Here is a 24,825-nt window from a genome sequence, read left to right as displayed (position 1 = left end):
ACAATGCGCGCTCTTGCGAGGAGCCTGCATGTCCACCCTGCTCACTGACTGGCGCGACCGCCCCACCCATCGGCGGGTTTGGGCGCTCGCCGCACCGATGATTCTGTCGAATATTTCCGTTCCACTGGTGGCGCTGGTCGACAGCACGGTGATCGGTCACCTGCCCCATGCCCACCAGTTGGGCGCCGTGGCGGTGGGGGCCAGCCTGTACATTTTCCTGGCCTGGGCCATGGGTTTCCTGCGCATGGGCTCTACCGGCTTCGCCGCCCAGGCCGCCGGACGCGGCGACGGGACCGCGCTGCGGCAGGTTCTCCTGCAGGGGCTGCTGCTGAGTCTGCTGCTGGCGCTGTTTCTCGGGGTCATCGCACTGCCCTTCAGCCATCTGGCGCTGCAAGTCATGCAACCCTCGGTCGAACTGCGGCAACTGACCCTGGACTTCTTCCATACCCGCCTGTTCGGGCTACCGGCGGCACTGGCCAGCTACGCGCTGGTCGGCTGGTTCCTCGGCACCCAGAATGCCCGGGCGCCGCTGGCGATCCTGCTGACCACCAACCTGATGAATATCGCCCTGAACCTGTGGTTCGTACTCGGTCTGGAATGGGGCGTGGTCGGCACGGCGCGGGCGTCGGTCGTCGCCGAATGGAGCGGTGCCCTGCTCGGCCTGGCGCTGACCGGCGGCGCCCTGCGCAGCTACCCCGGCAAGCTGGCCTGGGCAGCCTTGGCCCTGTGGCGCAACTGGCGCCCCTTGCTGACCGTCAACCGCGATATCTTCATCCGCAGCATGGCCCTGCAATCGGTGTTTTTCCTGATCACGATACAAGGTGCCCGCCTGGGCGACGCCACCGTCGCCGCCAATGCCCTGCTGCTCAACGGCCTGCTGCTGACCGCGCACGCCCTCGATGGCCTGGCCCATGCGGTCGAAGCCCTGTGCGGGCACGCGATCGGTGCCGGGGATCGTCAGACCCTGCGTCGCTCGCTGGTCGTTGCCGCGGGTTGGTCACTGCTGGCCAGTCTCGGCTTCGCCTTGCTGTTCCTGCTCGGCGGCCACCTGTTCATCACCCTGCAGACCGACATCCCCAGTGTGCGCGAAACCGCCTTTGGCTATCTGCCCTACCTGGCCGTGCTGCCGCTGGTCGCGGTCTGGAGTTATCTGCTGGACGGCTTGTTCATCGGTGCCACCCGCGCCCGTGAGATGCGCGACGCGATGCTCGCCAGCGTGCTGATCGCGTTGCCCTTCGCCTGGATCCTGAGCCGCTACGGCAATCACGGCCTGTGGATCGCGTTCCTGCTGTTCATGTCGCTGCGCAGCCTGACCCTGGGCGCTTGTGCCTGGAAACTGCAGCGGCGGGATCGCTGGTTCAACAGCCCGACGCACTAGTCAGCCCCGCGCCCGCATCCAGGCCTGGCGCAGATGCTCCAGGCGCTCGCCCGGCGTATCGCCCGGTAGGCCGGATGGAAATGGCGCCGCTGGATACTGCGCCCGCAACCATAGCCAGTCATCGAGGCTGGCACTGTCGCGAAAGCCCTGGGCGACGCCCTCCTGCAGATGACCCCAGGTCCTGGCGTAATCGTGGCCGCTGGCCCGGCTCCACTGGTAGGCATGCCGCTCCAGCAGACACACCTGCAGCCGCCGCTGCTGAGCGGCACTGAGGGGCTCCCCGGCGCCGAGAGCCGGCCCTTCCAACTGCGGATTGATCAACTGCTGCCAGCCGAGACAACCGGCAGCCTTGTCGGCCCAGGTGCCGCCGTACCAGTAGAGAAGACTGATCGGCCCAAGCCAACGGCTCAGTTCACGGCTATCGGTACCGTCAAAAAAATAGCTGGCGGTCTGCGGGTTGTAATAGCTGACCACGCCCTGACGCTCGCCGTCGAAGCGCACCACCAGCATCTGCCGCAAATGGGCCAACAGGACGGGGACGGGAGCCCGGCTACGCAGGAACAGCCCACCCCAGGCCGTGGGCCGGGCCTGGCTCAGCGTCGCCAACGGACAATCCGCCGCCAGTCGCAGCAGCCGCGGCCCCCAGTCACGCACACCGTGGAACGGCGTACCCTCGAACAACGGGTAGCTTTCGTAGTGCGCATAGCGCTCCCGCAAGGCCGCAACCAAGCCGGGTGCCGTGGGGATATCCAGCAGCAGCCATGTCGCATTCGTGTTCACGGCAGGCAACCCCGGCAACCGCAGGAAGCTGGCCGGCTATCGCTTGCAGGGGGGCACAGCAATACCAGTGGATGCCCCATACGCAACAGTTCACATACCGGGTCACCGGCAGACTGCGCCTGCCACTGCCGGGTCTCGGCGCGCCCGACAATGTGCGGCCGGTCCGGGTCGCCATCGGCAAACCGCACCCAGAGCGGCGTCCCCACCTCCAGCCCTGCAACGAATGCATCGGCGTCGGCCATCGCCGAGCGGTCGAGCGGCAGGTGGCAGGTGCTCTGCCGGGCACCCTCGCCCTGATAGAAGACCAGCAACTGCACGGCGAGCCGCACTTGCCCGTCCGGGCTGGCGCGCCTCTCGCCAGCGGCCAGCCGGGCCCGAAACAGGCCGGACAACCGCGGTTTCGGATAACGGCGGGAGGTGCGCAGGGCCACCTCCCAGGAGGTCGCGCTGAACAGGTTGCGGTAGAACAACCCCCAAGGTTCGCGCGGGCTGCTGTCGCCGCGATGCTCAAGCGCCGTGATCAGCCACAGGCGGTTCCACGCCGCGCAGGGGTGCCCGGACAGCGGCATAAAGGCTGCACAATGAAGCCCCGGCAAATCACTTTCGCCCTGCGCCAACTCCTGGCCGCGCCCGCCACGGCGGGGCAGCCGCCCCGACAGGGCGACCTGGAAATCCTCGACCCCGGGTCCGTCATCCGGGCAGAAGCGCGCTTCCCGGGTCCGCCGCAAGGCACCCAGCCCATCGGTGAATACCAGGCGATGATGGTTCCGCGAGTGCTGGAAGTGAAAGTGGATGCCTTCCTCGGCACAGAGTCGCTGGACGAACGCCAGGTCGGATTCGTCGAACTGCACGCAATACGGTCGCGGGACACAACGCGCCTTGAGGGAGAAACGAAACGCGTCATCCCGCAGGCCGTGCTCACCCAGCACCTGGGCAATGATCCCCGGTACCGTGCGCTGCTGGAACAGGCGCCGACGCAGGCGCTGCGCCAGCAGCCCCAGGCGCGGCCCGAGAAACAGCCGGCAGTGGCCCGGAGCCAGGCCGGAACAACGCAGGTTGACGCCCTGGATCTGTGCATGGATACCCTGATCGGCGGCCCCCAGGCACAGAAAACAACTGCGGTACATCAGCCTGCCCGGATCCGTTCCAATGGTCTCGTCGGGCACGTCCAGTTCGAAGGCGAACAGCTCGCTGACCGCCTCGCGACCGCTGAAGGAAGTGACAGCCAGAGGACGGGACAAGCCGGCAACATCCAGACGGAAAAACGGCTGGTTGGCTGGATCGAACATGGATATTCCTCTACATGGGCTCGACTTGGACTCGGGATTTTCGCCGAGGGAAAAGAGCGAGTAGAGGGGCAAACAGGCGTTAGAGAAATCACCTACACAAAACACGGAAGCGGTGAAACCATCACTTTGCCGTTAGGCAATAAAAAACCCACCGCAGAGGGTGGGTTTTCGAGATTCAGACCAAGCCTACACGATCAAAGGAAAAAGCCCTTTATTGAAAGGGCTGGTTCCGAGGAACTATCGGCCTTGCCTCATGAGGACAGGTAGGACGAACGGGTCAGGCCCAGACGCAATGCATCGAGGAACTGGGTCCGCTCCTTGACGCTGATGCTGGCACTGGCGACCTTGTCGCGGTAGTGAGTCATCAGTTCCTCCGGCGACAGGTGCACATAACGCAGCATGTCCTCGATGGTGTCGTGGGTTTCGATACCGGCGTGGTACACGCTGCCGTCGGCATTCTGGTAGATGTTCACCGAGTCGGTGTCACCGAACAGGTTGTGCATGTCGCCGAGAATTTCCTGGTAGGCACCGACCAGGAAGATCCCCAGCAGGTAGTCTTCGCCTTCGTTCACCGCGTGCACCGGCAGGCTGGTCTCGATGCTCTGCTCGTCGACGTACTGCTTGATCTTGCCGTCGGAGTCGCAGGTCAGGTCCTGCAGCACCGCACGCCGCAGCGGCTCCTCGTTCAGCCGATGCAGCGGCAGGATCGGCAACACCTGGCCGATGGCCCAGGTATCGGGCAGGCTCTGGAATACCGAGAAGTTGCAGATGTACTTGTCGGCGAGCTTGTCGTTGAGTTCGTCGAGCACCTGGCGATGCGAACGCTGGCGGGCCTTCAGCGAGTTGTGCAGGCGGCGGCACACGGCGAAGTAGCACTGCTCGGCCAGGGCCTTCTCGGCCAGGGTCAGCTTGCCATCGGCGTACTGGGTGGCCACGTCGCTCATGTAGTGGGTGGCGCGCCAGTAGGTTTCGGTGACCATCTCGATATCGGTCGGGCCCAGCAGTTCCACCAGCCACTGCACGGTTTCCGGCAGGTTTTGCGGATTCTCGATGTGCGGCACGTCGTCGTTGTGTTTCTCGACGTCGGTCACCTGCACTACCAGCATCGCGTGGTGGGCGGTCAGCGACCGGCCACTCTCGGAGAAGATGTTCGGATGCGGCAGGTTCTGCGCGTCGCAGAACTCCTTGAGCATGCCGACCACGACACCGGCGTAGTCATCCATGTCGTAGTTGATCGAACTGGCGTTACGCGAGTGGGTACCGTCGTAGTCGACCCCCAGGCCGCCACCGACGTCGATGTGATCCACCGGCAGGCCGAGGTTGCGCAGTTCGCCATAGTAGCGGATCGCTTCCTTGAAGCCGTACTGGTAGTCGGCCAGGTTGGCAATCTGCGAACCCATGTGGAAGTGCAGCAGGCGGATGCCCTGGTCGAGGCCGGCCGTGCGGAAACGCTCGACCACCGACAGCAGTTGCGCCGCCGACAGGCCGAACTTGGATTTCTCGCCACCGGTATCGGCCCACTTGCTCGACGCCAGGGACGACAGGCGCACCCGCAGGCCGACCTGGGGCTTGACCTTGAGGGAGGCGGCCTCCTCGATCACCAGTTCCACCTCGGACTCTTTCTCGATCACGATGAACACGTTGTGACCGAGCTTCTGGCCCATCAGCGCCAGGCGAATGAACTCGCGGTCCTTGTAGCCGTTGCAGACGATGGTGCCGCCTTTCGGCGCCAGCGCCAGCACCGCCAGCAGCTCGGGCTTGGAGCCGGCCTCCAGGCCGATGGAGACGTTCTGGGTGGCGATGATGTTCTCGATCACCGCTTCCTGCTGGTTGACCTTGATCGGATACAGCGCGGTGTACTTGCTCTGGTATTCCAGGCGCGCGATGTTCGCGTCGAACGCGCCGGTCAGTTGGCGGACGCGGTCCTGCAGGATATCCGGGAAGCGCACCAGCAGGGGCAGGGACAAGCCGCTCTTGCGCAGCTCGTCGACCTGCTCGAAGAGATCGATGGGCGAACTGTTCGGGCCGTTCGGACGAACCTCTACGCGACCGGCATCATTGATCGCGAAATATCCGGCCCCCCAATGGCGAATCCCGTAAACACTGCGGCTGTCCGCAACTGTCCATTGGCTGCCATCGTCTTTGCGTGTGCGTCGTACGGACATCGAAGTCCCCTATAGAAGAAGTCAGGTAGCGCCGCCTGGACCCAGGCTGCGCGCAGTCTAAAGAATGAAAATGACGATTCGCCTGTATCCGTGTGAGACCACGGATACAGCTCCGAGTTTAGGCTCTGTACGCTATGTATCCGCGCTCGCCCAGGCTGCGTTGAAAACATTTCGTACAGCCCCCAAGAGGCTGTGCGGGAACAGGCTCTGTGAAAACCATGGGCGCGACTGCCAGGCCGGGTTCATCCGGGCTGGCGGGTCGACTGCACGGTGGTTTTCACAGAGGCTGCTAGCCGCCGGACTTCTTCGCCTTGAAACCGTGTTTGACCAGCTCGCCCAGCAGCAACTCGACATGGTCGCCCTGGATCTCGATGACGCCGTCTTTCAGCGCGCCACCGGTACCACAGCGTTTCTTCAAGGTACTGGCCAGTTCCTTGAGGGCGTCTTCGGCCAGGGGCACGCCGGTGATCGTCGTCACCGTCTTGCCGCCACGGCCCTTGCTTTCGCGGCGCACGCGGGCAATACCGTCGCCTTCGGGGATACGGGTCTGTTTGCAGGTACAGGCGGCCACCGGCTGGCTACAGTCGGGGCAATGTCGGCCTGCGTCGGTGGAAAACACCAGGCCGCCGAGAGCGGCGAAGGATGCGGCTTTTTTGGCCACCGGCAATCCTCTTGGGAGGACGAAAGACTGGTCGAAAGCCATGACGGGCGACGACCGCGAAGCCCCACTCAGGCAGGGGCAGCGCTACTCAAGGCGGCCAGGCCGCTTGAGCTTGAAAAGTCGCGCAGTGTAACGGCAAAAGGCCGATGACCCAAGAGCCAATCGGCGCCATTTCATGAAGGTTTTGCGACGCCCTGCAAATAGCGCTTCAGGGCCGCCAGGGAGTCCGGGCAGTAGGGCTTGCGCGCGCTTTCCTCCACGGCGGTATCCACCGCGACGAAACGTGCCTCCAGCACTTCTTCCGGTTGCAGGCGCAAGGGCCCGTCCCAGACAGCACTGAACACCGCACACCAGAGCCGGTTGCCCGGCTGATCGAAGAAGAAACGCTCGTGGGCGGTCAAGGGTACGCCACTGACGCCCAGCTCCTCCTCCAGCTCGCGGGCGGCCGACTCGGCGTAGCTTTCATCGGCCTGGACCATGCCGCCGGCCGCCACGTCCCAGTAGCCGGGATAGATGGCCTTGCTCAGGGTCCGCCGATGCACGCACAGCTCACCGGCCGAATTGAACAGCAGGATGTAGGTGCCACGTCCGATCAGGCCGCGCTCACGCAACTCGGCGCGGGCGAGGCTGCCTTGCAGGCGATCGTCGTCGTCGACCCAGGCGATCAGCTCGGCATCGGAGGCGGCGCGATGCGCCACCTCGTTCGGGGAGACATTCATCGATCAACCCTGGTTGAGCAGTTGGCGCAGGTCGATCACCGCGGCGTTGGCCCGCGAAATGTAGTTGGCCATGACCAGCGAGTGGTTGGCCAGGACGCCGAAGCCGCTGCCGTTGAGGATCATCGGGCTCCAGACCGGCTCCTGCGAGGCTTCCAGCTCGCGGATGATCTGCCGCACGCTGACCGTCGCATTCTTCTTCGCCAGCACGTCGGCGAAGTCGACCTCGATCGCCCGCAGCAGGTGCGACAGCGCCCAGGCCTGGCCACGGGCTTCGTAGAACACGTTGTCGATCTGCAGCCACGGCGTCTCGACCACTTCTTCGTCAACCTGCGGCACCTGGCCCGGGGCCACGCTTTCGGTTTTCAGCGCGGAGTTCAGCTTGACCCGCCCGACACTGGCCGACAGGCGCTGGGACAGCGAGCCCAGGCGCGTGGCGACATCGCCGAGCCAGTTGTTCAGGTTGTCGGCACGGGCGTAGAACAGCGCGTTGTTCTGGTTAGGGTCCGACAGCCGGGCCTGGTAGCGATCCAGGGAGTTGATGCCCTCCTGGTACTCCGCCTCACTGGACGGCAGCATCCAGCTGCGGTTGTCGAAGTTGAAGCGCGGCTCGGCCTTGGCCAGGTCGGCGTCTTCGGCCGACTGCGATTGCGAGCGGGCGAAATCCTTGCGCAGGGCGCGAGTCAGGTCGCGCACCTGGACCAGCACGCCGTATTCCCAGCTGGGAATGTTGTCCAGCCAGACACCAGGCGGGAAACGATCGTTGGAGAGATAGCCACCCGGCTTGTTCAGCAGGGTACCGACCACCGTCTTGAGGGTCTCGACCGTGGTATAACCGACGACCATCTTGCGCCCCTGCTTCTCGGCGGCCATCTGCGCGTTCTGCTGGACGGGAAACAGCGCCGGCTCCTGGCTCCAGTACCAGCCGAGCAGAATCGTCACCACCAGGTACAACCCGACCAGGGTTGCCAGGGCACGACTGAACAGCAGGCCGGCAAAATAGCCGCGGGGTGCCGGCGAGGGTTCTGCAGCGCGTTCCGGCGCGCTGCCTGCGCGTTTTTTCCAGTCCAGCATGGCTCTATCCTTTCGATCACTTGAGTTCATCGGTTGACCACAACCCTGGCCCATCGTGCCCTGCCCAACCGAATTCGCCTCAAGGCCGGCGTTCGTCGGGCAAGGCACGGCCGCGTTGCCATCCATCGCCCCACTATAAATCAAGCGGCTGCGGGACGCTTCATGCAAGCGCCGCCCAATTGACCATCTCCGTCACTCCGGACGCTGACCAGGGGGTCACGAAATGAATTCGAGAAGTTGACGCATGGCACATATACCGCGACCACAGAAGTGCTAGCATAGAGCCACTATTTCCTCCGCCGTTCGTCTAACCAGTAGCCCGATATGAGCGAGCCAGAAGACCCCAACCGCGAGCGCCTCAGGCAGCACTTTGCCCAGCGGGTCATTCACCAGGCCCGCCAGATCCTGGAGATATGGCAACGCCTGCAGCGCAGCGAATGGTCGAGCGGCGACATGTCCGAACTCAATGAGGCGAACCTGCGCCTGCTGCGTTTCGCCGAACGTTTCGAACAACCGGAACACGTCCAGCTGGCCCATGGCATCCATCGCTCGCTGGAGGCGGTCGACGCCAACCGTGGTCGTCTCAGCAGCGGCCTGATCACCGAACTCAATCGCCTGATGCAGCGCCTGTCGCGCACCGGCCTGCGCCATGGCGACCAGCTTGAGCACACCTTCCTGCCGCCGTTGCGCAAGCCGGTCTATGTGATGCTGCAGGATCACGAGCGCGCCGAGCGACTGGCCAAGCAACTGGAATTCTTCGGCCTCGGCGCCCAGGCGCTGGAAAATGTCGCGGCGTTTCGCTCGGCCATGGCCGAACGCCTGCCGGCCGCGATCGTCATGGACGTCGACTTCAGCGGCAGCGGCATGGGCCTGCACCTGGCGGCCGAAGCCCAGCTCGGCCTGGAACAGAAGCTGCCGCTGCTGTTTTTCAGCCTGCATGAAACCGACACACCCACCCGCCTGGCCGCCGTGCGCGCCGGTGGCCAGGAATTCCTCACCGGAACCCTGGAGGCTTCCAGCCTGCTGGAAAAGATCGAGGTGCTGACCTGCGTCGCCCAGTACGATCCGTACAAGGTGCTGATCATCGACGATTCACGCGCCCAGGCCCTGCACACCGAACGCCTGCTCAACAGCGCCGGCATCGTCACCCGGACCCTGATCGACCCGATCCAGGCCATGGCCGAACTGGCGGACTTCCAGCCGGACCTGATCATCCTCGACATGTACATGCCGGCCTGCACCGGTACCGAACTGGCGAAGGTGATCCGCCACAACGACCGCTATGTCAGCGTGCCGATCATCTACCTGTCCGCCGAGGACGACCTGGACAAGCAGCTCGACGCCATGAGCGAGGGCGGCGACGACTTCCTGACCAAGCCGATCAAGCCCCGCCACCTGATCACCACCGTGCGCAACCGCGCGGCCCGGGCGCGCAACCTCAAGTCGCGGATGATCCGCGACAGCCTGACCGGCCTCTACAACCACACCCATATCCTGCAACTGCTCGAGGACTGCAGCTTCCGCGCCCGCCGCGAATGCAAGCCGCTGAGCTTCGCGATGCTCGACATCGATCACTTCAAGCGGGTCAACGACAGCCACGGCCATCCCATGGGCGACCGGGTGATCAAGAGCCTGGCGCTGTTTCTCAAGCAGCGCCTGCGCAAGACCGACTTCATCGGCCGCTACGGCGGCGAAGAGTTCGCCATCGTCATGCCCGATACCGACCTGGAATCGGCCTATAAGGTGCTCGAAGAAATCCGCCAGCGCTTCGCGGAAATCCATTACCCGGCCCAGCCGGAAGACCTGTGGTGCACCTTCAGCGCCGGCGTGGTCGAACTGCAGGAGGACAGCGACAGCCTGATCATGGCAAGCCAGGCCGATGAAGCCCTTTACCGGGCCAAGCATGCCGGGCGCAACCGGGTGCAGGTAGCGAGGCAAAGTGCCACTTTTTCATCGGATTCGACGGAGTCCGTCATAACGCTGTAATTAAACAGCAATAAATTCAGGCGCTTACCACTCTTGTCGTGGATAGGATCGAGAATGCGCCTGAAGTTGCTGACCAATCTCAACACCCTGCTGCTCGTTGCCGTCTGCCTGGCACTCGGGGCCACGCTCTGGTGGTCGCAGCGGGCGCTGGAGCGCCCCTATCAATTGATGGAACGTTATCTGGGCCTGTCGCAGCAGTTCCAGAACCAGGCCGCGCGTAATATCGAAGACTACCTGGGCAGCGGTGACGCCCTGCGCCTGAGCAGCGCCGGACAGTCCATCGAAGCGATGGACAAGGAAATCACCGCCCTGCCGCCGTCGATGACCGAAAGCCTGCGCGCCAGCCTGGCCGCCCTGAACGACTTCAGCAAGACCGACCTGCTGGCCGCCGGCAAGCTGGCCGGCGATCCACAGGCCCTGTTGCTGCAGGCCGAACGCGAGCTGGGCGGCAACCTCGAACAGTTGACCCGGTACGCCACCGGCATCAGCAGGCCCGAGGCCGCGGCCTATCTGCCCCCCCTGCTGGCGGCCTCCTCGCACCTGGCGAAACTGTCGCTGGCGCGGGAAAAGCTGGTCAGCAGCGGCCGCAGCGAGCTGGCCGCCGACGTCGAGCGCGAACTGGCCAGCATCCGCAGCCAGGCCGAACAGCTGCAAGCCCTGCCCCTGCTCGGCGTGACGTCCAGCAGTGAGTCCGGCGCGGACGACTTCAACGCCATGATGGGCCTGGAGGCCACCGAGAAGGCTGCGGCCGAAGACACCGGCGTCGGCCTCAAGCGCGAGCTGCACAGCCTGCTGAACCGCTACCCGGCCGAATTGGCCCGCACCCGCGAGCAGATCCAGCGCCGAGCCGACCTGGCGGCGGCGACCCACCAGAAAATCAGCGCCGTGCAGCAGGCGATCGCCGCCATGGAGCCGCTGGTCCGCGCCCAGCACGGCCAGATCGAGAGCGAGGTACGCCTGATGCAGGGCGCGATGATCGGCCTGATCCTGCTGATCGCCCTGTTGATCGACACCCTGCAGCGCAAGTTGGCCCGGGTCCTGACCAACCTCGCCCCAGCTCTTTCGATCTGGGCCGAAGGCGACTTCAGCCGGGACATCCAGTTGGGCAGGACCAACCGCGAACTGCACGATATCGAAGCCTCGCTGAATCGCCTGCGCGCCTACCTGGTGGATCTGGTGGGCACCATTCGCGAGAACGCCGAGCAGGTCGCCGGCAGCAGCCGTACCCTGGCCGACCTCAGCCGCGGCCTGCACAGCGGCGCCGAACGCCAGGCCGGCGACACCGGACAGATCCGCGATGCCCTGGGGGAACTGGAGGCGACCATCCAGCAGGTCAGCGGCGATGCCAGCCAGGCGGCGGACGCCAGCCGCAGTGCCGGCCTGGCGGTCGAGCACGGCCAGACGGTCATCGGCCAGAGCCTGGCCGGCCTGCATGCGCTGGTTGGCGAGGTGCAGGGCAACGCGCAGATGATCGAGCACCTGGCCGAGGAATCGGCGACCATCGGCGGCGTGCTGACGGTGATCCGCTCGATCGCCGACCAGACCAACCTGCTGGCGCTCAACGCCGCCATCGAGGCCGCCCGCGCCGGGGAAATGGGCCGAGGCTTCGCGGTGGTCGCCGAAGAGGTGCGAACGCTCGCCCAGCGCACCGCCGGTGCCACCGGAGAAATCCAGACCCTGATCGCCGGGCTGCAGAGCGCCGCCCGCGAATCGGTGGAAGGCATGCGCACCCAGGTCGAACACGCCGAGGCCACCGCCAGCCAGGCCCAGGCGGCCGACGGCGCGCTGGATGAAATCGTCGGGGCGATCCAGACCATCTCCGACACGGCGGTACGCATCGCCGACGTCACCGCCCAACAGAGCGGCGCGGTCAGCGAGATCCGTGACCACAGCGAACGTATCCACCAACTGGGCGAGGACAATCTGCTGCGCATCGGCGAAGGGCGCAGCCAGGGCGAGCGACTGCTGGAACTGGGTAAACAGCTGAATACGGCGGTGCAGGCTTTCCGCGTCTGAGCAGGCAGGCCTGCCATTTTCTCCATGCCCGCACAGGGTATTCTCACGGTCCGGCCGGTGGTTCCATGAACCTCTGGTCGGCCCCTGTAGGCAACGTCGCCGAACCGGCACTGAACGTGAATGACCGGTTTTCGTATATGAGTCACAAACTTTTCGCGAACATCGGACATCGTGCTGGCTATTGCGGTCAACTGGACAGTCGCCGGCCCTTTGCGGCATAGTCGGCGCGCATTGACACCTGCGCACCGATGACAAGGAAACAGCCGATGGCGACCCTACTGGTCCTGAACGGACCCAACCTGAACCTGCTGGGCACCCGCGAGCCGGGCGTCTACGGCGCGGTCACGCTGGCCGAGATCAACCAGGACCTGGAGCGCCGGGCCCGGGAGGCCGGGCACCATCTGATGTATCTGCAAAGCAATGCCGAGTACGAGTTGATCGATCGGATCCATGCCGCCCGAGACGAAGGCGTGGACTTCATCATCATCAATCCGGCAGCTTTTACACATACAAGTGTCGCATTACGTGACGCATTGCTGGCAGTGAGCATCCCATTCATCGAAGTGCATCTTTCGAACGTGCACAAACGCGAACCTTTCCGCCATCACTCCTACTTTTCCGATGTCGCGGTAGGAGTGATCTGCGGCCTTGGCGCCAGCGGTTACCGACTGGCCCTGGAGGCCGCCCTAGAGCAGCTTGAAAGACTGGCAACAGCTTGAACGACAAGCGATAAACGCCCCTGACCGACCCTTGGGAGTTGACGATTCATGGATATCCGTAAAGTTAAGAAACTGATCGAATTGCTGGAAGAGTCCGGCATCGACGAGCTCGAGATCAAGGAAGGCGAAGAGTCCGTACGCATCAGTCGCCACAGCAAGGCCCCGGCGCAACAGTACTACGCGCCCGCACCGGTACAGGCTCCGGCTCCAGCCGCCGCGGCGGCCGCTCCAGCTGCCGCCGCTGCCGCGCCTGAAGCTGCCGCCGCACCGAAGCTGAACGGCTTCGTGGTCAAGTCGCCGATGGTCGGTACTTTCTACCGCACCCCGTCGCCAACCTCGGCTCCGTTCGTCGAAGTCGGCCAGACCGTCAAGAAAGGCGACACCATCTGCATCGTCGAAGCGATGAAGATGATGAACCACATCCAGGCCGAAGCCAGCGGTGTGATCGAATCCATCCTGGTAGAAAACGGTCAGCCGGTTGAGTATGACCAGCCGCTGTTCACCATCGTTTGAACCGCGGAGTGCCTTCGATGTCCAAACCTGCGAAGCTGGAAAAAGTCCTGATCGCCAACCGTGGCGAGATTGCTCTGCGTATCCTGCGCGCCTGTAAGGAACAGGGCATCAAGACCGTAGCTGTTTACTCGACGGCCGATACGGAACTGATGCATGTGAAACTGGCGGACGAAAGCATCTGCATCGGCCCGCCCCTGGCCACCCACTCGTACCTGAACATCCCGAACATCATCGCGGCTGCCGAAGTCACCGGCGCCACCGGGATTCACCCAGGCTACGGCTTCCTCGCGGAAAACGCCGACTTCGCCGAACAGGTCGAGAAATCCGGTTTTGCCTTCATCGGCCCGAAAGCCGACACCATTCGCCTGATGGGCGACAAGGTTTCGGCCAAGGCAGCCATGATCGCCGCCGGCGTTCCGACCGTACCCGGCTCCGACGGCCCGCTGCCTGAAGACCCGGAAACCGCTCTGCGCATCGGTCGTGAAGTCGGTTACCCGGTGATCATCAAGGCCGCTGGCGGCGGCGGTGGTCGCGGCATGCGCGTGGTGCACAGCGAGGAAGAGCTGGTCGAAGCGGCCAAGCAGACTCGCGAAGAGGCCGGCGCCTGGTTCAGCAACCCGATGGTCTACCTGGAGAAGTTCCTGACCAACCCACGTCACGTGGAAGTTCAGGTGATTTCCGACGGCCAGGGCCATGCGATCCACCTCGGCGACCGCGACTGCTCGCTGCAGCGTCGTCACCAGAAGGTCCTGGAGGAAGCTCCGGCACCGGGTATCGACGAAAACGCGCGCAAGGAAGTCCTGGCCCGCTGCGTCCAGGCCTGTATCGACATCGGCTACCGCGGTGCCGGTACGTTCGAGTTCCTGTACGAGAACGGCCGCTTCTACTTCATCGAGATGAACACTCGCGTGCAGGTGGAGCACCCGGTATCGGAAATGGTCACCGGCATCGATATCGTCAAGGAGATGCTGAGCATCGCCGCTGGCAATCCGCTGTCGTACACCCAGGATGACGTGAAGATCCACGGTCACGCGCTGGAGTGCCGGATCAACGCCGAAGACCCCAAGACCTTCATCCCGAGCCCTGGCCTGGTCAAGCATTTCCATGCTCCAGGCGGCAACGGCGTGCGGGTCGACTCGCACCTGTACAGCGGCTACAAGGTTCCGTCGAACTACGACTCCCTGATCGGCAAGCTGATCACCTGGGGAGCCACTCGCGACGAAGCCATGGCGCGCATGCGCAACGCCCTGGACGAAGTCGTGGTGGACGGGATCAAGACCAACATCCCGCTGCACCGCGACCTGGTTCGTGACGCAGGCTTCTGCGAAGGTGGTGTGAACATTCACTACCTGGAACACAAGCTCGCCCACCAGTGAGTCGGTGATCCGAACGACAAGGCCGCTTTCGAGCGGCCTTGTCGTTTTCTGCAGGAGCGGGCTTGCCCGTGAAGCGGTGCGGCGCAGGGCACGGAGGCCAGTCGGTGGATAACCTTCGCCAACAAGCCCGCTTCCAACCCGACAGGCCCGTTCCCGGCAGAGCAAGCCCACTCCCACAAAGCATCGCGCTGGCGTAAACTGCCGCGTTTCTCGCGACCACCCCGGTCGCACACTCATTTTCACAGGTGCCCGCCATGCCTTGGCTGCAAGTACGCCTCGCCATCAGCCCGGAACAAGCCGAAACCTACGAAGACGCTTTCCTGGAAGTCGGCGCTGTTTCGGTAACCTTCATGGACGCCGAAGATCAGCCGATTTTCGAACCCGAACTGAACACCACTCCACTGTGGTCCCACACCCACCTGCTGGCACTGTTCGAAGCCGACACCGAGGCCGCCAGCGTACTGGCGCACCTCGAACTGCTGACCGGTGCCCCGTTGCCCGACCACCACACCGAAGTGATCGAGGACCAGGACTGGGAACGCAGCTGGATGGACAACTTCCAGCCGATGCGTTTCGGCCAGCGCCTGTGGATCGTGCCGAGCTGGCATGCCGCACCGGAGCCGGGAGCGGTCAACCTGCTGCTCGATCCGGGCCTGGCCTTCGGCACCGGCACCCACCCGACCACCGCCCTGTGCCTGGAATGGCTCGACGGCCAGGACCTCAAGGACTGCAGCGTTCTCGACTTCGGCTGCGGCTCGGGGATCCTGGCGATTGCCGCGCTGCTGCTCGGCGCCCGCGAAGCGGTCGGCACCGACATCGACGTGCAGGCCCTGGAAGCCTCCCGCGACAACGCCGGGCGCAACAATATCGCCGCCGAACTATTCCCGCTGTACCTGCCCGAGCAACTGCCGAAGATGCAGGCCGACGTGCTGGTGGCGAACATCCTCGCCGGCCCGCTGGTCGCCCTGGCCCCGCAACTGTCGACCCTGGTCAGGCCCGGTGGGCGCCTGGCGCTGTCCGGCATCCTCGCCGAACAGGGCGAGGAAGTGGCCGCCGCCTATGCCAGGGACTTCGATCTGGACCCGATTGCCGATCGCGACAGCTGGGTGCGCATCACTGGCCGTCGGCGCTAGAATGGGCGCTTGCATGAACCGGATCGCCGCATGACCGACAGCTTCGTCACCCAGTGCCCGCATTGCCAAACCAGCTTTCGCGTCAGCCATGCCCAGTTGAGCGTGGCGCGTGGCGTCGTGCGCTGCGGTTCGTGCCTGCAGGTGTTCAATGCGGCGCGCCAACTGCTGGAACAGCGCGCGGCCCAGGAAGCGGCGGCCAATCCACCCGCAACGCCCGTCGCCCCCAGCCCTCCCCCGGCACCGGCGACCCCCGTATCGCCGCCTCCCGCCGCGCCAATAGCGCCAGCCGAGCCACCTCGCGCCATCAGCCAGAAGCAATGGACGGCGCAGGAGCTGGACCTGGACGATCTGGATCTCGACGAAGAGCTGGCCCGCCTGGAACAGCGGGAAATCCAGCCGGCCCGCTCATTCGGCCAGGACCACCCGGGCAAGGACGAATCCTTCAGTGCCCGGCGCGACAACGACGATGACGACACCCAATGGTCCGGCAGCCTGTTCAGCGCTCCGGCCAGCGAACCCGACGAAATAGCCGACGACGATCAGGAGCGGCCAGCGCCGCCCCCGAAAGCCGAGCGCAAGATCGAACGCAAGGCCGAACAGCCCAAGCCGAGCCGCACCGAGCCTTCGCTGTCTTTCGACCTCGCCGACCTGGACGACGAGCCCCAGGCGCCACGCCTGGCCATCGAAGACAGCGAACTGGAAGAGCTCACACCGCACGAACACGTGAGCGCCGACCAGGACGATGCGGATGAACCCGCCGCCGACCCGAAAAAGCCCGCCCGCGCCCGCAGCGAACCCGGCGTCGGCGCACACGACGACGTGCTGCTGGACCTCGAGGACGACCCGATCCATCTCGACTGGCAACGCCGGCGCTCGCCCTGGGGCAAGCGCCTGCTCTGGCTGCTGCTGGTGCTGCTCGCCGGCGCCGCGCTGCTCGGCCAGTACGTCGCCTACCACTTCGACGAACTGGCGCGCCAGGACCAGTACCGGCCGTGGTTCCAGCAACTGTGCCCACAGTTGGGCTGCAAGGTGCCCTCCAAGGTCGATATCGCCCGGATCAAGAGCAGCAACCTGGTGGTGCGCAGCCACCCGGACTTCAACGGCGCCCTGGTGGTGGATGCGATCATCTACAACCGCGCGTCGTTTTCGCAGCCGTTTCCCCTGCTGGAGCTGCGTTTTGCCGATCTCAACGGCCATCTGATCGCCAGCCGGCGCTTCAAGCCCGGTGAATACCTGGGCGGCGATCTCGCCGAACAGAGCGAAATGCCGCCCCAGACCCCGATCCATATCGCCCTGGATATCCTTGACCCAGGCGCCAAGGCCGTGAACTACAGCCTCAGCTTCCATTCGCCCGAGTAGCCGGGGTTGTCAGGTTGTTTGACGGCAGTTTTCCGCCGACGACCAAACTGCTGGCGATAACAGATCAGCTGTTCAGATTTTATCCAATTTTGCCTTTATCCGGTCATCGAGAGCGGGTATTATGCCAACCCTTTTTCGAACTCCAATGATCCGGCCCCACAACAGGGAAGTCCTATGTCGGCGGTACGCATCGGCCCATACACACTGCAGAACGGTTTGATTCTCGCCCCGATGGCGGGGGTGACCGACCAGCCCTTTCGTCAGCTTTGCCGACGCCTGGGCGCGGGCCTGGTGGTTTCGGAAATGGTCACCAGCGACATGAGCCTGTGGAACAGCCGCAAGTCGCGTCTGCGCATGATCCACGAAGGCGATCCCGAGCCGCGCTCGGTGCAGATCGCCGGCGGTGATGCACAGATGCTGGCGGATGCGGCCCGGGCCAACGTCGAGCTGGGCGCACAGATTATCGACATCAACATGGGGTGTCCGGCCAAGAAGGTCTGCAACAAGGCCGCCGGCTCCGCCCTGTTGAAGGATGAAGACCTGGTGAGGGAGATCCTGTACGCCGTCGTGGCGGCGGTCGATGTCCCGGTCACCCTGAAGATCCGCACCGGCTGGGACCGGGAGAACAGAAATGGCCTGACGGTGGCGAAGATCGCCGAACAGGCAGGCATCACCGCCCTGGCGGTGCATGGACGGACCCGTGCAGACCTGTACACCGGCGAAGCCGAGTACGACACCATTGCCGCGATCAAGCAGGCGGTGTCGATTCCGGTTTTCGCCAACGGCGACATCGATTCGGCCGAGAAGGCCCGGTACGTGCTGAACGCCACCGGTGCCGACGGCCTGTTGATCGGCCGGGCCGCCCAGGGGCGGCCGTGGATTTTTCGTGAGATAGAGCATTTCCTGCGTACCGGTGAAACCCTCCCGGCACCGGAGCTGTTGGAAGTGGAACGCATTCTGCTAGAGCATCTGGCCGCGCTGCATGCCTTCTATGGAGAGGTCATGGGCGTGCGTATCGCCCGCAAGCATGTCGGCTGGTATCTCGCAACCTTGCCGGGCGCCAGGGAGTTTCGCGCCCACTTCAATCGTTTGGAAGATACGGAAGCACAGTGCGCCAACGTTCGTGAGTTCTTCGCCGGACGTTACAAGAGCCTGGTGACAGGGGACGGAGAGTGGGTGGCCGCATGACGATGATGACCGAGACTTTAGTGAGTGGAACAACGCCCGTGAGCGACAACGTCAATTTGAAACAGCACCTCAATACGCCGAGCGAAGAGGGCCAGACCCTTCGCGGCAGCGTCGAGAAGGCGCTGCACAATTATTTCGCCCACCTCGAGGGCGCGGCCGTCACGGACGTGTACAACCTGGTGCTCTCCGAAGTCGAGGCTCCCCTGCTCGAAAGCGTGATGAACTACGTCAAGGGCAACCAGACCAAGGCCAGCGAACTGCTCGGCCTGAATCGCGGTACCCTGCGCAAGAAACTCAAGCAGTACGATTTGCTGTAAGCATTCAATAAAACCAGAAAGGCGCCCGCGTAGAAACGGTCGCCTTTTTTGCTGACTCCCTTGTTTTGATGGACATCGAGATGACCGACCAGACTACCCGCCTGCCGATCCGCCGCGCCCTGATCAGCGTTTCCGACAAGACCGGAATCCTCGATTTCGCTCGTGAACTGGAAGCCCTGGGCGTGGAGATCCTCTCCACCGGCGGCACCTTCAAGCTGCTGCGGGACAACGGCGTCGCCGCCGTGGAAGTCGCGGACTACACCGGCTTTGCGGAAATGATGGACGGCCGGGTGAAGACCCTGCACCCGAAAATCCACGGCGGTATCCTCGGTCGTCGCGGCATCGACGATGCGATCATGAACGAGCACGGCATCCAGCCGATCGACCTGGTCGCGGTCAACCTCTACCCGTTCGAAGCCACCATCAGCAAGCCGGGCTGTGACCTGCCGACCGCCATCGAGAACATCGACATCGGCGGCCCGACCATGGTCCGCTCGGCAGCCAAGAACCACAAGGACGTCGCCATCGTCGTCAATGCCAGCGACTACGCCCAGGTCCTGGAAAACCTCAAGGCCGGCGGCCTGACCTACGCTCAGCGCTTCGACCTGATGCTCAAGGCGTTCGAACACACCGCCGCCTACGACGGCATGATCGCCAACTACATGGGCACCGTGAACCAGGCCGCCGAGACCCTGTCGACCGAAGGCCGCAGCGAATTCCCGCGCACCTTCAACAGCCAGTTCGTCAAGGCCCAGGAAATGCGCTACGGCGAGAACCCGCACCAGAGTGCGGCGTTCTACGTCGAGGCCAAGCCGGCCGAAGCCGGCATCGCCACCGCGACCCAGTTGCAAGGCAAGGAACTGTCCTACAACAACGTGGCCGACACCGACGCCGCGCTGGAGTGCGTGAAGAGCTTCGTCAAGCCGGCCTGCGTGATCGTCAAGCACGCCAACCCATGCGGCGTGGCCGTGAGCCCGGACGCCGAGGGCGGCATCCGCCAGGCCTATGAACTGGCCTACGCCACCGACAGCGAATCGGCCTTCGGCGGCATCATCGCCTTCAACCGCGAACTGGACGCCGAGACCGCCAAGGCCATCGTCGAACGCCAGTTCGTCGAAGTGATCATCGCCCCTTCCGTCAGCGAGCAAGCTCGTGCCATCGTCGCCGCCAAGGCCAACGTGCGCCTGCTGGCGTGCGGCCAGTGGGACGCCGAGCGTGCGCCGGCCTGGGACTACAAGCGCGTCAACGGCGGTCTGCTGGTACAAAGCCGCGACATCGGCATGATCACCAGCGCCGACCTGAAGGTGGTGACCAAGCGCGCTCCGACCGAGCAGGAAATCAACGACCTGATCTTCGCCTGGAAAGTCGCCAAGTACGTCAAGTCCAACGCCATCGTCTACGCCAAGAACCGCCAGACCATCGGCGTTGGCGCCGGCCAGATGAGCCGCGTGAACTCGGCACGTATCGCCGCGATCAAAGCTGAACACGCCGGCCTGCAGGTGCAGGGCGCGGTCATGGCCTCGGACGCCTTCTTCCCGTTCCGCGACGGCATCGACAACGCGGCCAAGGTCGGTATCACCGCAGTGATCCAGCCAGGCGGCTCGATGCGTGACAGCGAAGTGATTGCAGCGGCCGACGAAGCCGGCATCGCCATGGTCTTCACCGGCATGCGCCACTTCCGCCATTAATGACAGGCGTGTGAACGCCACCGAGCTGTAGGAGCTGGGCTTGCCCGCGAAGGGGCCCTTGAGGCCGCCAAAAGCTTCGCGGGCAAGCCCGGCTCCTACAGTCAGGCGGTGGCCGACAGCGCTCCCAGAATTCTGCGTCATCGAGGTTTTTCAAATGAATGTCCTGATCATCGGCAGCGGCGGCCGTGAACACGCCCTGGCCTGGAAAGTCGCCCAGGATCCGCGCGTCGAGAAAGTCTTCGTCGCCCCGGGCAACGCCGGCACCGCCATCGAGGCCAAGTGCGAGAACGTCGCCATCGACGTCCTGGCCCTGGAGCAACTGGCGGACTTCGCCGAGAACAACGTTTCCCTGACCATCGTCGGCCCGGAAGTGCCGCTGGTGGCCGGCGTGGTCGACCTGTTCCGCTCCCGCGGCCTGGACTGCTTCGGTCCGACCGCCGGCGCTGCCCAGCTGGAAGGCTCCAAGGCTTTCACCAAGGACTTCCTGGCCCGTCACAAGATCCCGACCGCCGACTACCAGAATTTCACCGAGATCGAGCCAGCCCTGGCCTATCTGCGTGAAAAAGGCGCACCGATCGTGATCAAGGCCGACGGCCTGGCCGCCGGCAAGGGCGTGATCGTCGCCATGACCCTGGCCGAAGCCGAAGACGCCGTGCGCGACATGCTCGCCGGCAACGCCTTCGGTGATGCAGGTTCGCGCGTGGTGATCGAGGAGTTCCTCGACGGCGAGGAAGCCAGCTTCATCGTCATGGTCGACGGCAAGAACGTCCTGCCGATGGCCACCAGCCAGGACCACAAGCGCGTCGGCGACGGCGACAGCGGTCCGAATACCGGCGGCATGGGCGCCTACTCGCCCGCTCCGGTGGTCACCGCCGAAGTCCACCAGCGCGTGATGGACCAGGTGATCTGGCCGACCGTGCGCGGCATGGCCGAGGAAGGCAACGTCTACACCGGTTTCCTCTACGCCGGTCTGATGATCGACAAGGCCGGTAACCCCAAGGTCATCGAGTTCAACTGCCGTTTCGGCGACCCGGAAACCCAGCCGGTGATGCTGCGCCTGCAGTCGAGCCTGGTGCTGCTGGTCGAGGCCGCGCTGGCCCAGGCCCTGGACAAGGTCGAGGCCCAATGGGATCCGCGGCCGAGCCTGGGCATCGTCCTGGCAGCCGGCGGCTATCCGGGCGACTACGCCAAGGGCGCGGCGATCAGCGGCCTCGACGCTGCAGCGAGCCTGGAAGGCAAGGTTTTCCACGCTGGTACCGCCCTCAAGGACGGCCAGATCGTCACTTGCGGCGGCCGTGTGCTCTGCGCCACGGCGCTGGGCGAGAGCGTTGGCGCCGCTCAGCAGCAGGCTTACCAGCTCGCAGCTAAAATCAATTGGGAAGGCTGCTTCTACCGCAGCGATATTGGGTATCGTGCAATTGCACGCGAACGCGCAGAAAGCCAGGAATAAGCTATTCGTTCGGATAGGCAGGGGCGTCAAGCCCTTGCCGTCTTATTCCCGCCCCGCGCATAGTTATGACTCAGGCATCAACCTACGAAGGGATTTCGCCGTGCGCTGGCTCAGGATCGCCATAAGCTTCACCGTCAGCCTGCTGACCCTGCTTTGCCTCGCAACGCCTGCCCAGGCCTCGCAAGGCAGTGGCTGGGCGGTATTGCTGGACGACCAGGCCGACCTGCAACTGAGCGATATCCGCTCTTCGCGCTACATCAATCAATTCAGTCCCATCGAACTCGATCGCCTCACCGCCGCCCCCTCCGACGGTGCGCTGTGGTTACGCTTTCGTCTGCAACCGGGCAAACACGAACAGATCCTGCGGATCTTCGCCCCGGACCTGGCCCGATTGGACCTGTACACCTTCGAAGGCGACACGCTGATCGACCAGGTACGCAGCGGCAATGAACTGTCCAAGGTCGAACGGCCACTGCCCAGCCGCGACTTCATGCTGCCGCTGGTGCAAAGTCCCAAGCCGCTGGATATTTACCTGAGGCTGGTTTCCAAGCATGAGCTGCGACCGCACATCACTCTCGAATCCGCGGTGATGAGCGCCGCCGATCGCGGCCAGAGCCTGCTCTACGGGCTGCTGTTCGGCTGCCTGGCGATGCTGATCCTGCACAACCTGACCCGCTTCGCCTACACCCGTTCACGCAGCAGCCTGTGGCTGGCTTCCTGCGAGTTCCTGCTCCTGCTCGGCGCGCTGTTCCTGTTGAACGTGATCGGCCCGTGGTTCCCCGGCTGGCAAGGGGCGCAGACCGCCGGTGCGTACATCGCCCTGTTGCTGACCGCCCCCTGCGGGCTGATGTTCACCCACAGCTTTTTCTCGCCCCTGGGCCCGCATCCGCTGAACAAGCTGCTGCTGGGCGATATCCTGGTGATCTGCCTGGGCGGGCTGTTGCTGCTGTTCGTCGACACCCTGCCGCTGAACGTGATGACCTACGGCCTGGTCGGGCTGGCCAGCCTGAGCATCCTGCTGGTTTCCACCTATCACTGGCAGAAGGGCTATCGCCCGGCGCGGCTGTTCGTCGTCGCCATGGTCATCTTCAACATCGGTACCCTGGTCATACTGCCCGCTCTGCTGGGCCTGACCCTGGTGGCCCCGGAAGGCCTGATCGTCGCCCTGCTGATCTTCATTTCCGTCAGCGGGCTGCTGATGAGCATCGCCCTGGGCGAGCGCCGCCGCAGCATCACCGAAGACCAGTTCAGCCTCAGCCGCGACCTGGCAGCCAGCAACGCCGAAATCGCCGCCAAGGCCGAGTTCCTGGCGAAGATCAGCCACGAGATCCGCACTCCGATGAACGGCGTCCTGGGCATGACCGAACTGCTGCTGGGTACGCCGCTGTCGGTCAAGCAGCGCGACTACGTGCAAACCATCCACAGCGCCGGCAACGAGCTGCTGACCCTGATCAACGAGATCCTCGATATCTCCAAGCTGGAATCCGGGCAGATCGAACTGGACGATGTGCAGTTCGATCTCAATGCCCTGATCGAGGATTGCCTGAGCATCTTCCGCGCCAAGGCCGAACAGCAGAACGTCGAGCTGATCAGCTTCATCCAGCCCCAGGTGCCGCGGGTGATCAGCGGCGACCCGACACGCCTGCGCCAGACCTTGCTGAGCCTGCTGGAAAACGCCATGAAGAAGACCGACGAGGGGGAAATCCTCATCGTCGTCGCGCTCGACGAACGCAGTGGCCAGCCGCGCCTGCGCATTGCCGTCCAGGACAGCGGGGTGCCGATGGACGAGGAGGAGCGCGACGCCCTCCTGCATGCCGAACTGCAGAGCAAGAACTTCCTCGCCGCGACCCGCCTGGGTGGCCACCTGGGCCTGGTGATCGCCCGGCAGTTGGTGCTGCTGATGCGTGGCGAGTTCGGCATCAAGACCGGTGCCAACCAGGGCAGCACCCTGTGGCTGACACTGCCGCTGGACCCCCAACACCTCGAACACCCGACCTCCGACCTCGACGGCCCGCTCAAGGGTGCCCGGGTGCTGGTGGTCGACGACAACGACACCTGCCGCAAGGTCCTGGTCCAGCAGTGCAGCGCCTGGGGCCTGAACGTCAGCGCCGTGCCATCCGGCAAGGAGGCCCTGGCCCTGCTGCGGACCAAGGCCCACCTGCGCGACTATTTCGACGTGGTCCTGCTGGACCAGAACATGCCCGGCATGACCGGCATGCAACTGGCGGCCAAGATCAAGGAGGACCCGAGCCTCAACCACGACATCCTGCTGGTGATGCTCACCGGCATCAGCAACGCGCCGAGCAAGATCATCGCGCGCAACGCCGGCATCAAGCGCATCCTGGCCAAGCCGGTGGCCGGCTATACCCTCAAGACCACCCTGGCGGACGAACTGACCCAGCGTGGCAAGGGCCAGGTCGTGTCGACGCCCTCGAGCGCAGCCGTCGCGCCGGCGGTCACGGTACCCAGCGACTTCCGCATCCTGGTGGCCGAGGACAACAGCATCTCCACCAAGGTGATCCGCGGCATGCTCGGCAAGCTCAACCTGCAACCCGATACCGCCAGCAACGGCGAGGAGGCGCTGCGGGCGATGAAAGCCCAGCGCTACGACCTGGTGCTGATGGATTGCGAAATGCCGGTGCTTGACGGGTTCTCCGCCACCCAGCAGCTACGCGCCTGGGAGGTCGGCAACCAGCGGGTCCGCACGCCGGTGGTGGCCCTGACCGCGCACATCCTCAGCGAGCACAAGGAACGCGCCCGCCAGGCCGGCATGGACGGCCACATGGCCAAGCCCGTGGAGCTCTCGCAACTGCGCGAACTGGTCGAGCACTGGGTCGCCCAGCGCGACAGCCAGCAGGTCCAGGAACAGACCACCTCCTGAGCCGACAGACGGCCGAGTGGCCTGTACGGTTAATTCGAAGACTCAGATTCGGGACCAGGGTTTTGCCAGACAAGGCGCCATGACGAGTCGTGGCAGAATGGCAACGCAGCCTGGCGAAGCCATGGGCCCGGAGTGG

General features: G+C 64.4%; 18 protein-coding genes and 1 pseudogene. 13 read left to right on the top strand and 6 right to left on the bottom strand.

Annotated elements, in window-relative coordinates:
- The first annotated feature begins 28 nt into the window (after positions 1 to 28).
- Complete coding sequence (locus PF66_RS06490; RefSeq protein ID WP_054062189.1) at positions 29 to 1,378, top strand: MATE family efflux transporter; 1,350 nt, start codon at positions 29 to 31, stop codon at positions 1,376 to 1,378.
- Here the strand turns inward: PF66_RS06490 and PF66_RS06485 are convergent, their stop codons facing one another.
- From PF66_RS06485 to PF66_RS06460, 6 genes are all read right to left on the bottom strand, one after another.
- Positions 1,379 to 2,158: a DUF4123 domain-containing protein gene (locus tag PF66_RS06485; RefSeq protein WP_081009799.1), complete on the bottom strand. Its 780-nt coding sequence runs from the start codon at positions 2,156 to 2,158 to the stop codon at positions 1,379 to 1,381.
- Positions 2,155 to 3,447 (bottom strand): contractile injection system protein, VgrG/Pvc8 family, encoded by a 1,293-nt coding sequence (locus PF66_RS06480; RefSeq protein ID WP_054062187.1) that lies wholly within the window; start codon positions 3,445 to 3,447, stop codon positions 2,155 to 2,157. The genes PF66_RS06485 and PF66_RS06480 overlap by 4 nt, the downstream gene beginning before the upstream one ends.
- 251 nt (positions 3,448 to 3,698) lie before the next feature.
- The gene (speA, locus tag PF66_RS06475; RefSeq protein WP_054062186.1) at positions 3,699 to 5,612 is read right to left on the bottom strand and encodes an arginine decarboxylase; all 1,914 of its coding nucleotides are present in this window, start codon (positions 5,610 to 5,612) and stop codon (positions 3,699 to 3,701) included.
- 289 nt (positions 5,613 to 5,901) lie between these two features.
- Positions 5,902 to 6,273, bottom strand: a complete 372-nt coding sequence (locus tag PF66_RS06470; protein WP_017903778.1) for a translation initiation factor Sui1 — start codon at positions 6,271 to 6,273, stop codon at positions 5,902 to 5,904.
- A 173-nt stretch (positions 6,274 to 6,446) separates the two neighbouring features.
- The gene (locus PF66_RS06465) at positions 6,447 to 6,992 is read right to left on the bottom strand and encodes an NUDIX hydrolase (protein ID WP_054060073.1); all 546 of its coding nucleotides are present in this window, start codon (positions 6,990 to 6,992) and stop codon (positions 6,447 to 6,449) included.
- Between the two features lie 3 nt (positions 6,993 to 6,995).
- Complete coding sequence (locus PF66_RS06460; protein WP_017903776.1) at positions 6,996 to 8,063, bottom strand: DUF2333 family protein; 1,068 nt, start codon at positions 8,061 to 8,063, stop codon at positions 6,996 to 6,998.
- Between the two features lie 324 nt (positions 8,064 to 8,387).
- Here PF66_RS06460 and PF66_RS06455 point away from each other — a divergent pair, with 324 nt between their 5' ends.
- From PF66_RS06455 to PF66_RS06400, 12 genes and pseudogenes are all read left to right on the top strand, one after another.
- Complete coding sequence (locus PF66_RS06455; RefSeq protein WP_054060072.1) at positions 8,388 to 10,049, top strand: response regulator; 1,662 nt, start codon at positions 8,388 to 8,390, stop codon at positions 10,047 to 10,049.
- Between the two features lie 1,509 nt (positions 10,050 to 11,558).
- Positions 11,559 to 12,065 (top strand): annotated as a pseudogene (locus PF66_RS33805) (methyl-accepting chemotaxis protein); the annotation flags it as partial.
- Positions 12,066 to 12,331: 266 nt separating this feature from the next.
- Positions 12,332 to 12,784, top strand: a complete 453-nt coding sequence (gene aroQ, locus PF66_RS06445) for a type II 3-dehydroquinate dehydratase (protein ID WP_054059592.1) — start codon at positions 12,332 to 12,334, stop codon at positions 12,782 to 12,784.
- Between the two features lie 48 nt (positions 12,785 to 12,832).
- Complete coding sequence (gene accB, locus PF66_RS06440) at positions 12,833 to 13,297, top strand: acetyl-CoA carboxylase biotin carboxyl carrier protein (RefSeq protein ID WP_054062184.1); 465 nt, start codon at positions 12,833 to 12,835, stop codon at positions 13,295 to 13,297.
- 17 nt (positions 13,298 to 13,314) lie between these two features.
- The gene (accC, locus tag PF66_RS06435) at positions 13,315 to 14,673 is read left to right on the top strand and encodes an acetyl-CoA carboxylase biotin carboxylase subunit (RefSeq protein WP_054059593.1); all 1,359 of its coding nucleotides are present in this window, start codon (positions 13,315 to 13,317) and stop codon (positions 14,671 to 14,673) included.
- Positions 14,674 to 14,927: 254 nt separating this feature from the next.
- A complete protein-coding gene (prmA, locus tag PF66_RS06430) occupies positions 14,928 to 15,806 on the top strand; it encodes a 50S ribosomal protein L11 methyltransferase (protein WP_054062183.1) in 879 nt (292 codons plus the stop codon).
- 30 nt (positions 15,807 to 15,836) lie between these two features.
- Positions 15,837 to 17,165, top strand: coding sequence for a DUF3426 domain-containing protein (locus tag PF66_RS06425; protein ID WP_054062182.1), 1,329 nt, complete (start codon positions 15,837 to 15,839; stop codon positions 17,163 to 17,165).
- Positions 17,166 to 17,339: 174 nt separating this feature from the next.
- The gene (gene dusB, locus PF66_RS06420) at positions 17,340 to 18,353 is read left to right on the top strand and encodes a tRNA dihydrouridine synthase DusB (RefSeq protein WP_054062181.1); all 1,014 of its coding nucleotides are present in this window, start codon (positions 17,340 to 17,342) and stop codon (positions 18,351 to 18,353) included.
- A complete protein-coding gene (fis, locus tag PF66_RS06415) occupies positions 18,350 to 18,670 on the top strand; it encodes a DNA-binding transcriptional regulator Fis (RefSeq protein ID WP_003186237.1) in 321 nt (106 codons plus the stop codon). Before dusB ends, fis begins: the two co-directional genes overlap by 4 nt.
- Before the next feature lie 80 nt (positions 18,671 to 18,750).
- Complete coding sequence (gene purH, locus PF66_RS06410; RefSeq protein WP_054059599.1) at positions 18,751 to 20,358, top strand: bifunctional phosphoribosylaminoimidazolecarboxamide formyltransferase/IMP cyclohydrolase; 1,608 nt, start codon at positions 18,751 to 18,753, stop codon at positions 20,356 to 20,358.
- A gap of 154 nt (positions 20,359 to 20,512) precedes the next feature.
- Complete coding sequence (gene purD / locus PF66_RS06405) at positions 20,513 to 21,808, top strand: phosphoribosylamine--glycine ligase (protein WP_054059596.1); 1,296 nt, start codon at positions 20,513 to 20,515, stop codon at positions 21,806 to 21,808.
- A gap of 100 nt (positions 21,809 to 21,908) precedes the next feature.
- Positions 21,909 to 24,689 (top strand): hybrid sensor histidine kinase/response regulator, encoded by a 2,781-nt coding sequence (locus PF66_RS06400; RefSeq protein WP_054062180.1) that lies wholly within the window; start codon positions 21,909 to 21,911, stop codon positions 24,687 to 24,689.
- Positions 24,690 to 24,825 lie beyond the last annotated feature (136 nt).

Source organism: Pseudomonas asplenii (assembly GCF_001293465.1).
GTDB classification, from domain to species: Bacteria; Pseudomonadota; Gammaproteobacteria; order Pseudomonadales; family Pseudomonadaceae; genus Aquipseudomonas; species Aquipseudomonas fuscovaginae_B.
The sequence above is the reverse complement of the archived record's forward strand: the minus strand, read 5'-3'. Positions and strand labels throughout refer to the sequence as shown.

Coding starts and splice junctions, on each gene's coding strand:
- aroQ (WP_054059592.1), top strand. CDS start 12,332: ATGGCGACCCTACTGGTCCTGAACGGACCCAACCTGAACCTGCTGGGC.
- PF66_RS06455 (WP_054060072.1), top strand. CDS start 8,388: ATGAGCGAGCCAGAAGACCCCAACCGCGAGCGCCTCAGGCAGCACTTT.
- purD (WP_054059596.1), top strand. CDS start 20,513: ATGAATGTCCTGATCATCGGCAGCGGCGGCCGTGAACACGCCCTGGCC.
- PF66_RS06480 (WP_054062187.1), bottom strand. CDS start 3,447: ATGTTCGATCCAGCCAACCAGCCGTTTTTCCGTCTGGATGTTGCCGGC.
- dusB (WP_054062181.1), top strand. CDS start 17,340: ATGTCGGCGGTACGCATCGGCCCATACACACTGCAGAACGGTTTGATT.
- accB (WP_054062184.1), top strand. CDS start 12,833: ATGGATATCCGTAAAGTTAAGAAACTGATCGAATTGCTGGAAGAGTCC.
- PF66_RS06465 (WP_054060073.1), bottom strand. CDS start 6,992: ATGAATGTCTCCCCGAACGAGGTGGCGCATCGCGCCGCCTCCGATGCC.
- purH (WP_054059599.1), top strand. CDS start 18,751: ATGACCGACCAGACTACCCGCCTGCCGATCCGCCGCGCCCTGATCAGC.
- prmA (WP_054062183.1), top strand. CDS start 14,928: ATGCCTTGGCTGCAAGTACGCCTCGCCATCAGCCCGGAACAAGCCGAA.
- PF66_RS06425 (WP_054062182.1), top strand. CDS start 15,837: ATGACCGACAGCTTCGTCACCCAGTGCCCGCATTGCCAAACCAGCTTT.
- PF66_RS06490 (WP_054062189.1), top strand. CDS start 29: ATGTCCACCCTGCTCACTGACTGGCGCGACCGCCCCACCCATCGGCGG.
- speA (WP_054062186.1), bottom strand. CDS start 5,612: ATGTCCGTACGACGCACACGCAAAGACGATGGCAGCCAATGGACAGTT.
- accC (WP_054059593.1), top strand. CDS start 13,315: ATGTCCAAACCTGCGAAGCTGGAAAAAGTCCTGATCGCCAACCGTGGC.
- PF66_RS06460 (WP_017903776.1), bottom strand. CDS start 8,063: ATGCTGGACTGGAAAAAACGCGCAGGCAGCGCGCCGGAACGCGCTGCA.
- fis (WP_003186237.1), top strand. CDS start 18,350: ATGACGATGATGACCGAGACTTTAGTGAGTGGAACAACGCCCGTGAGC.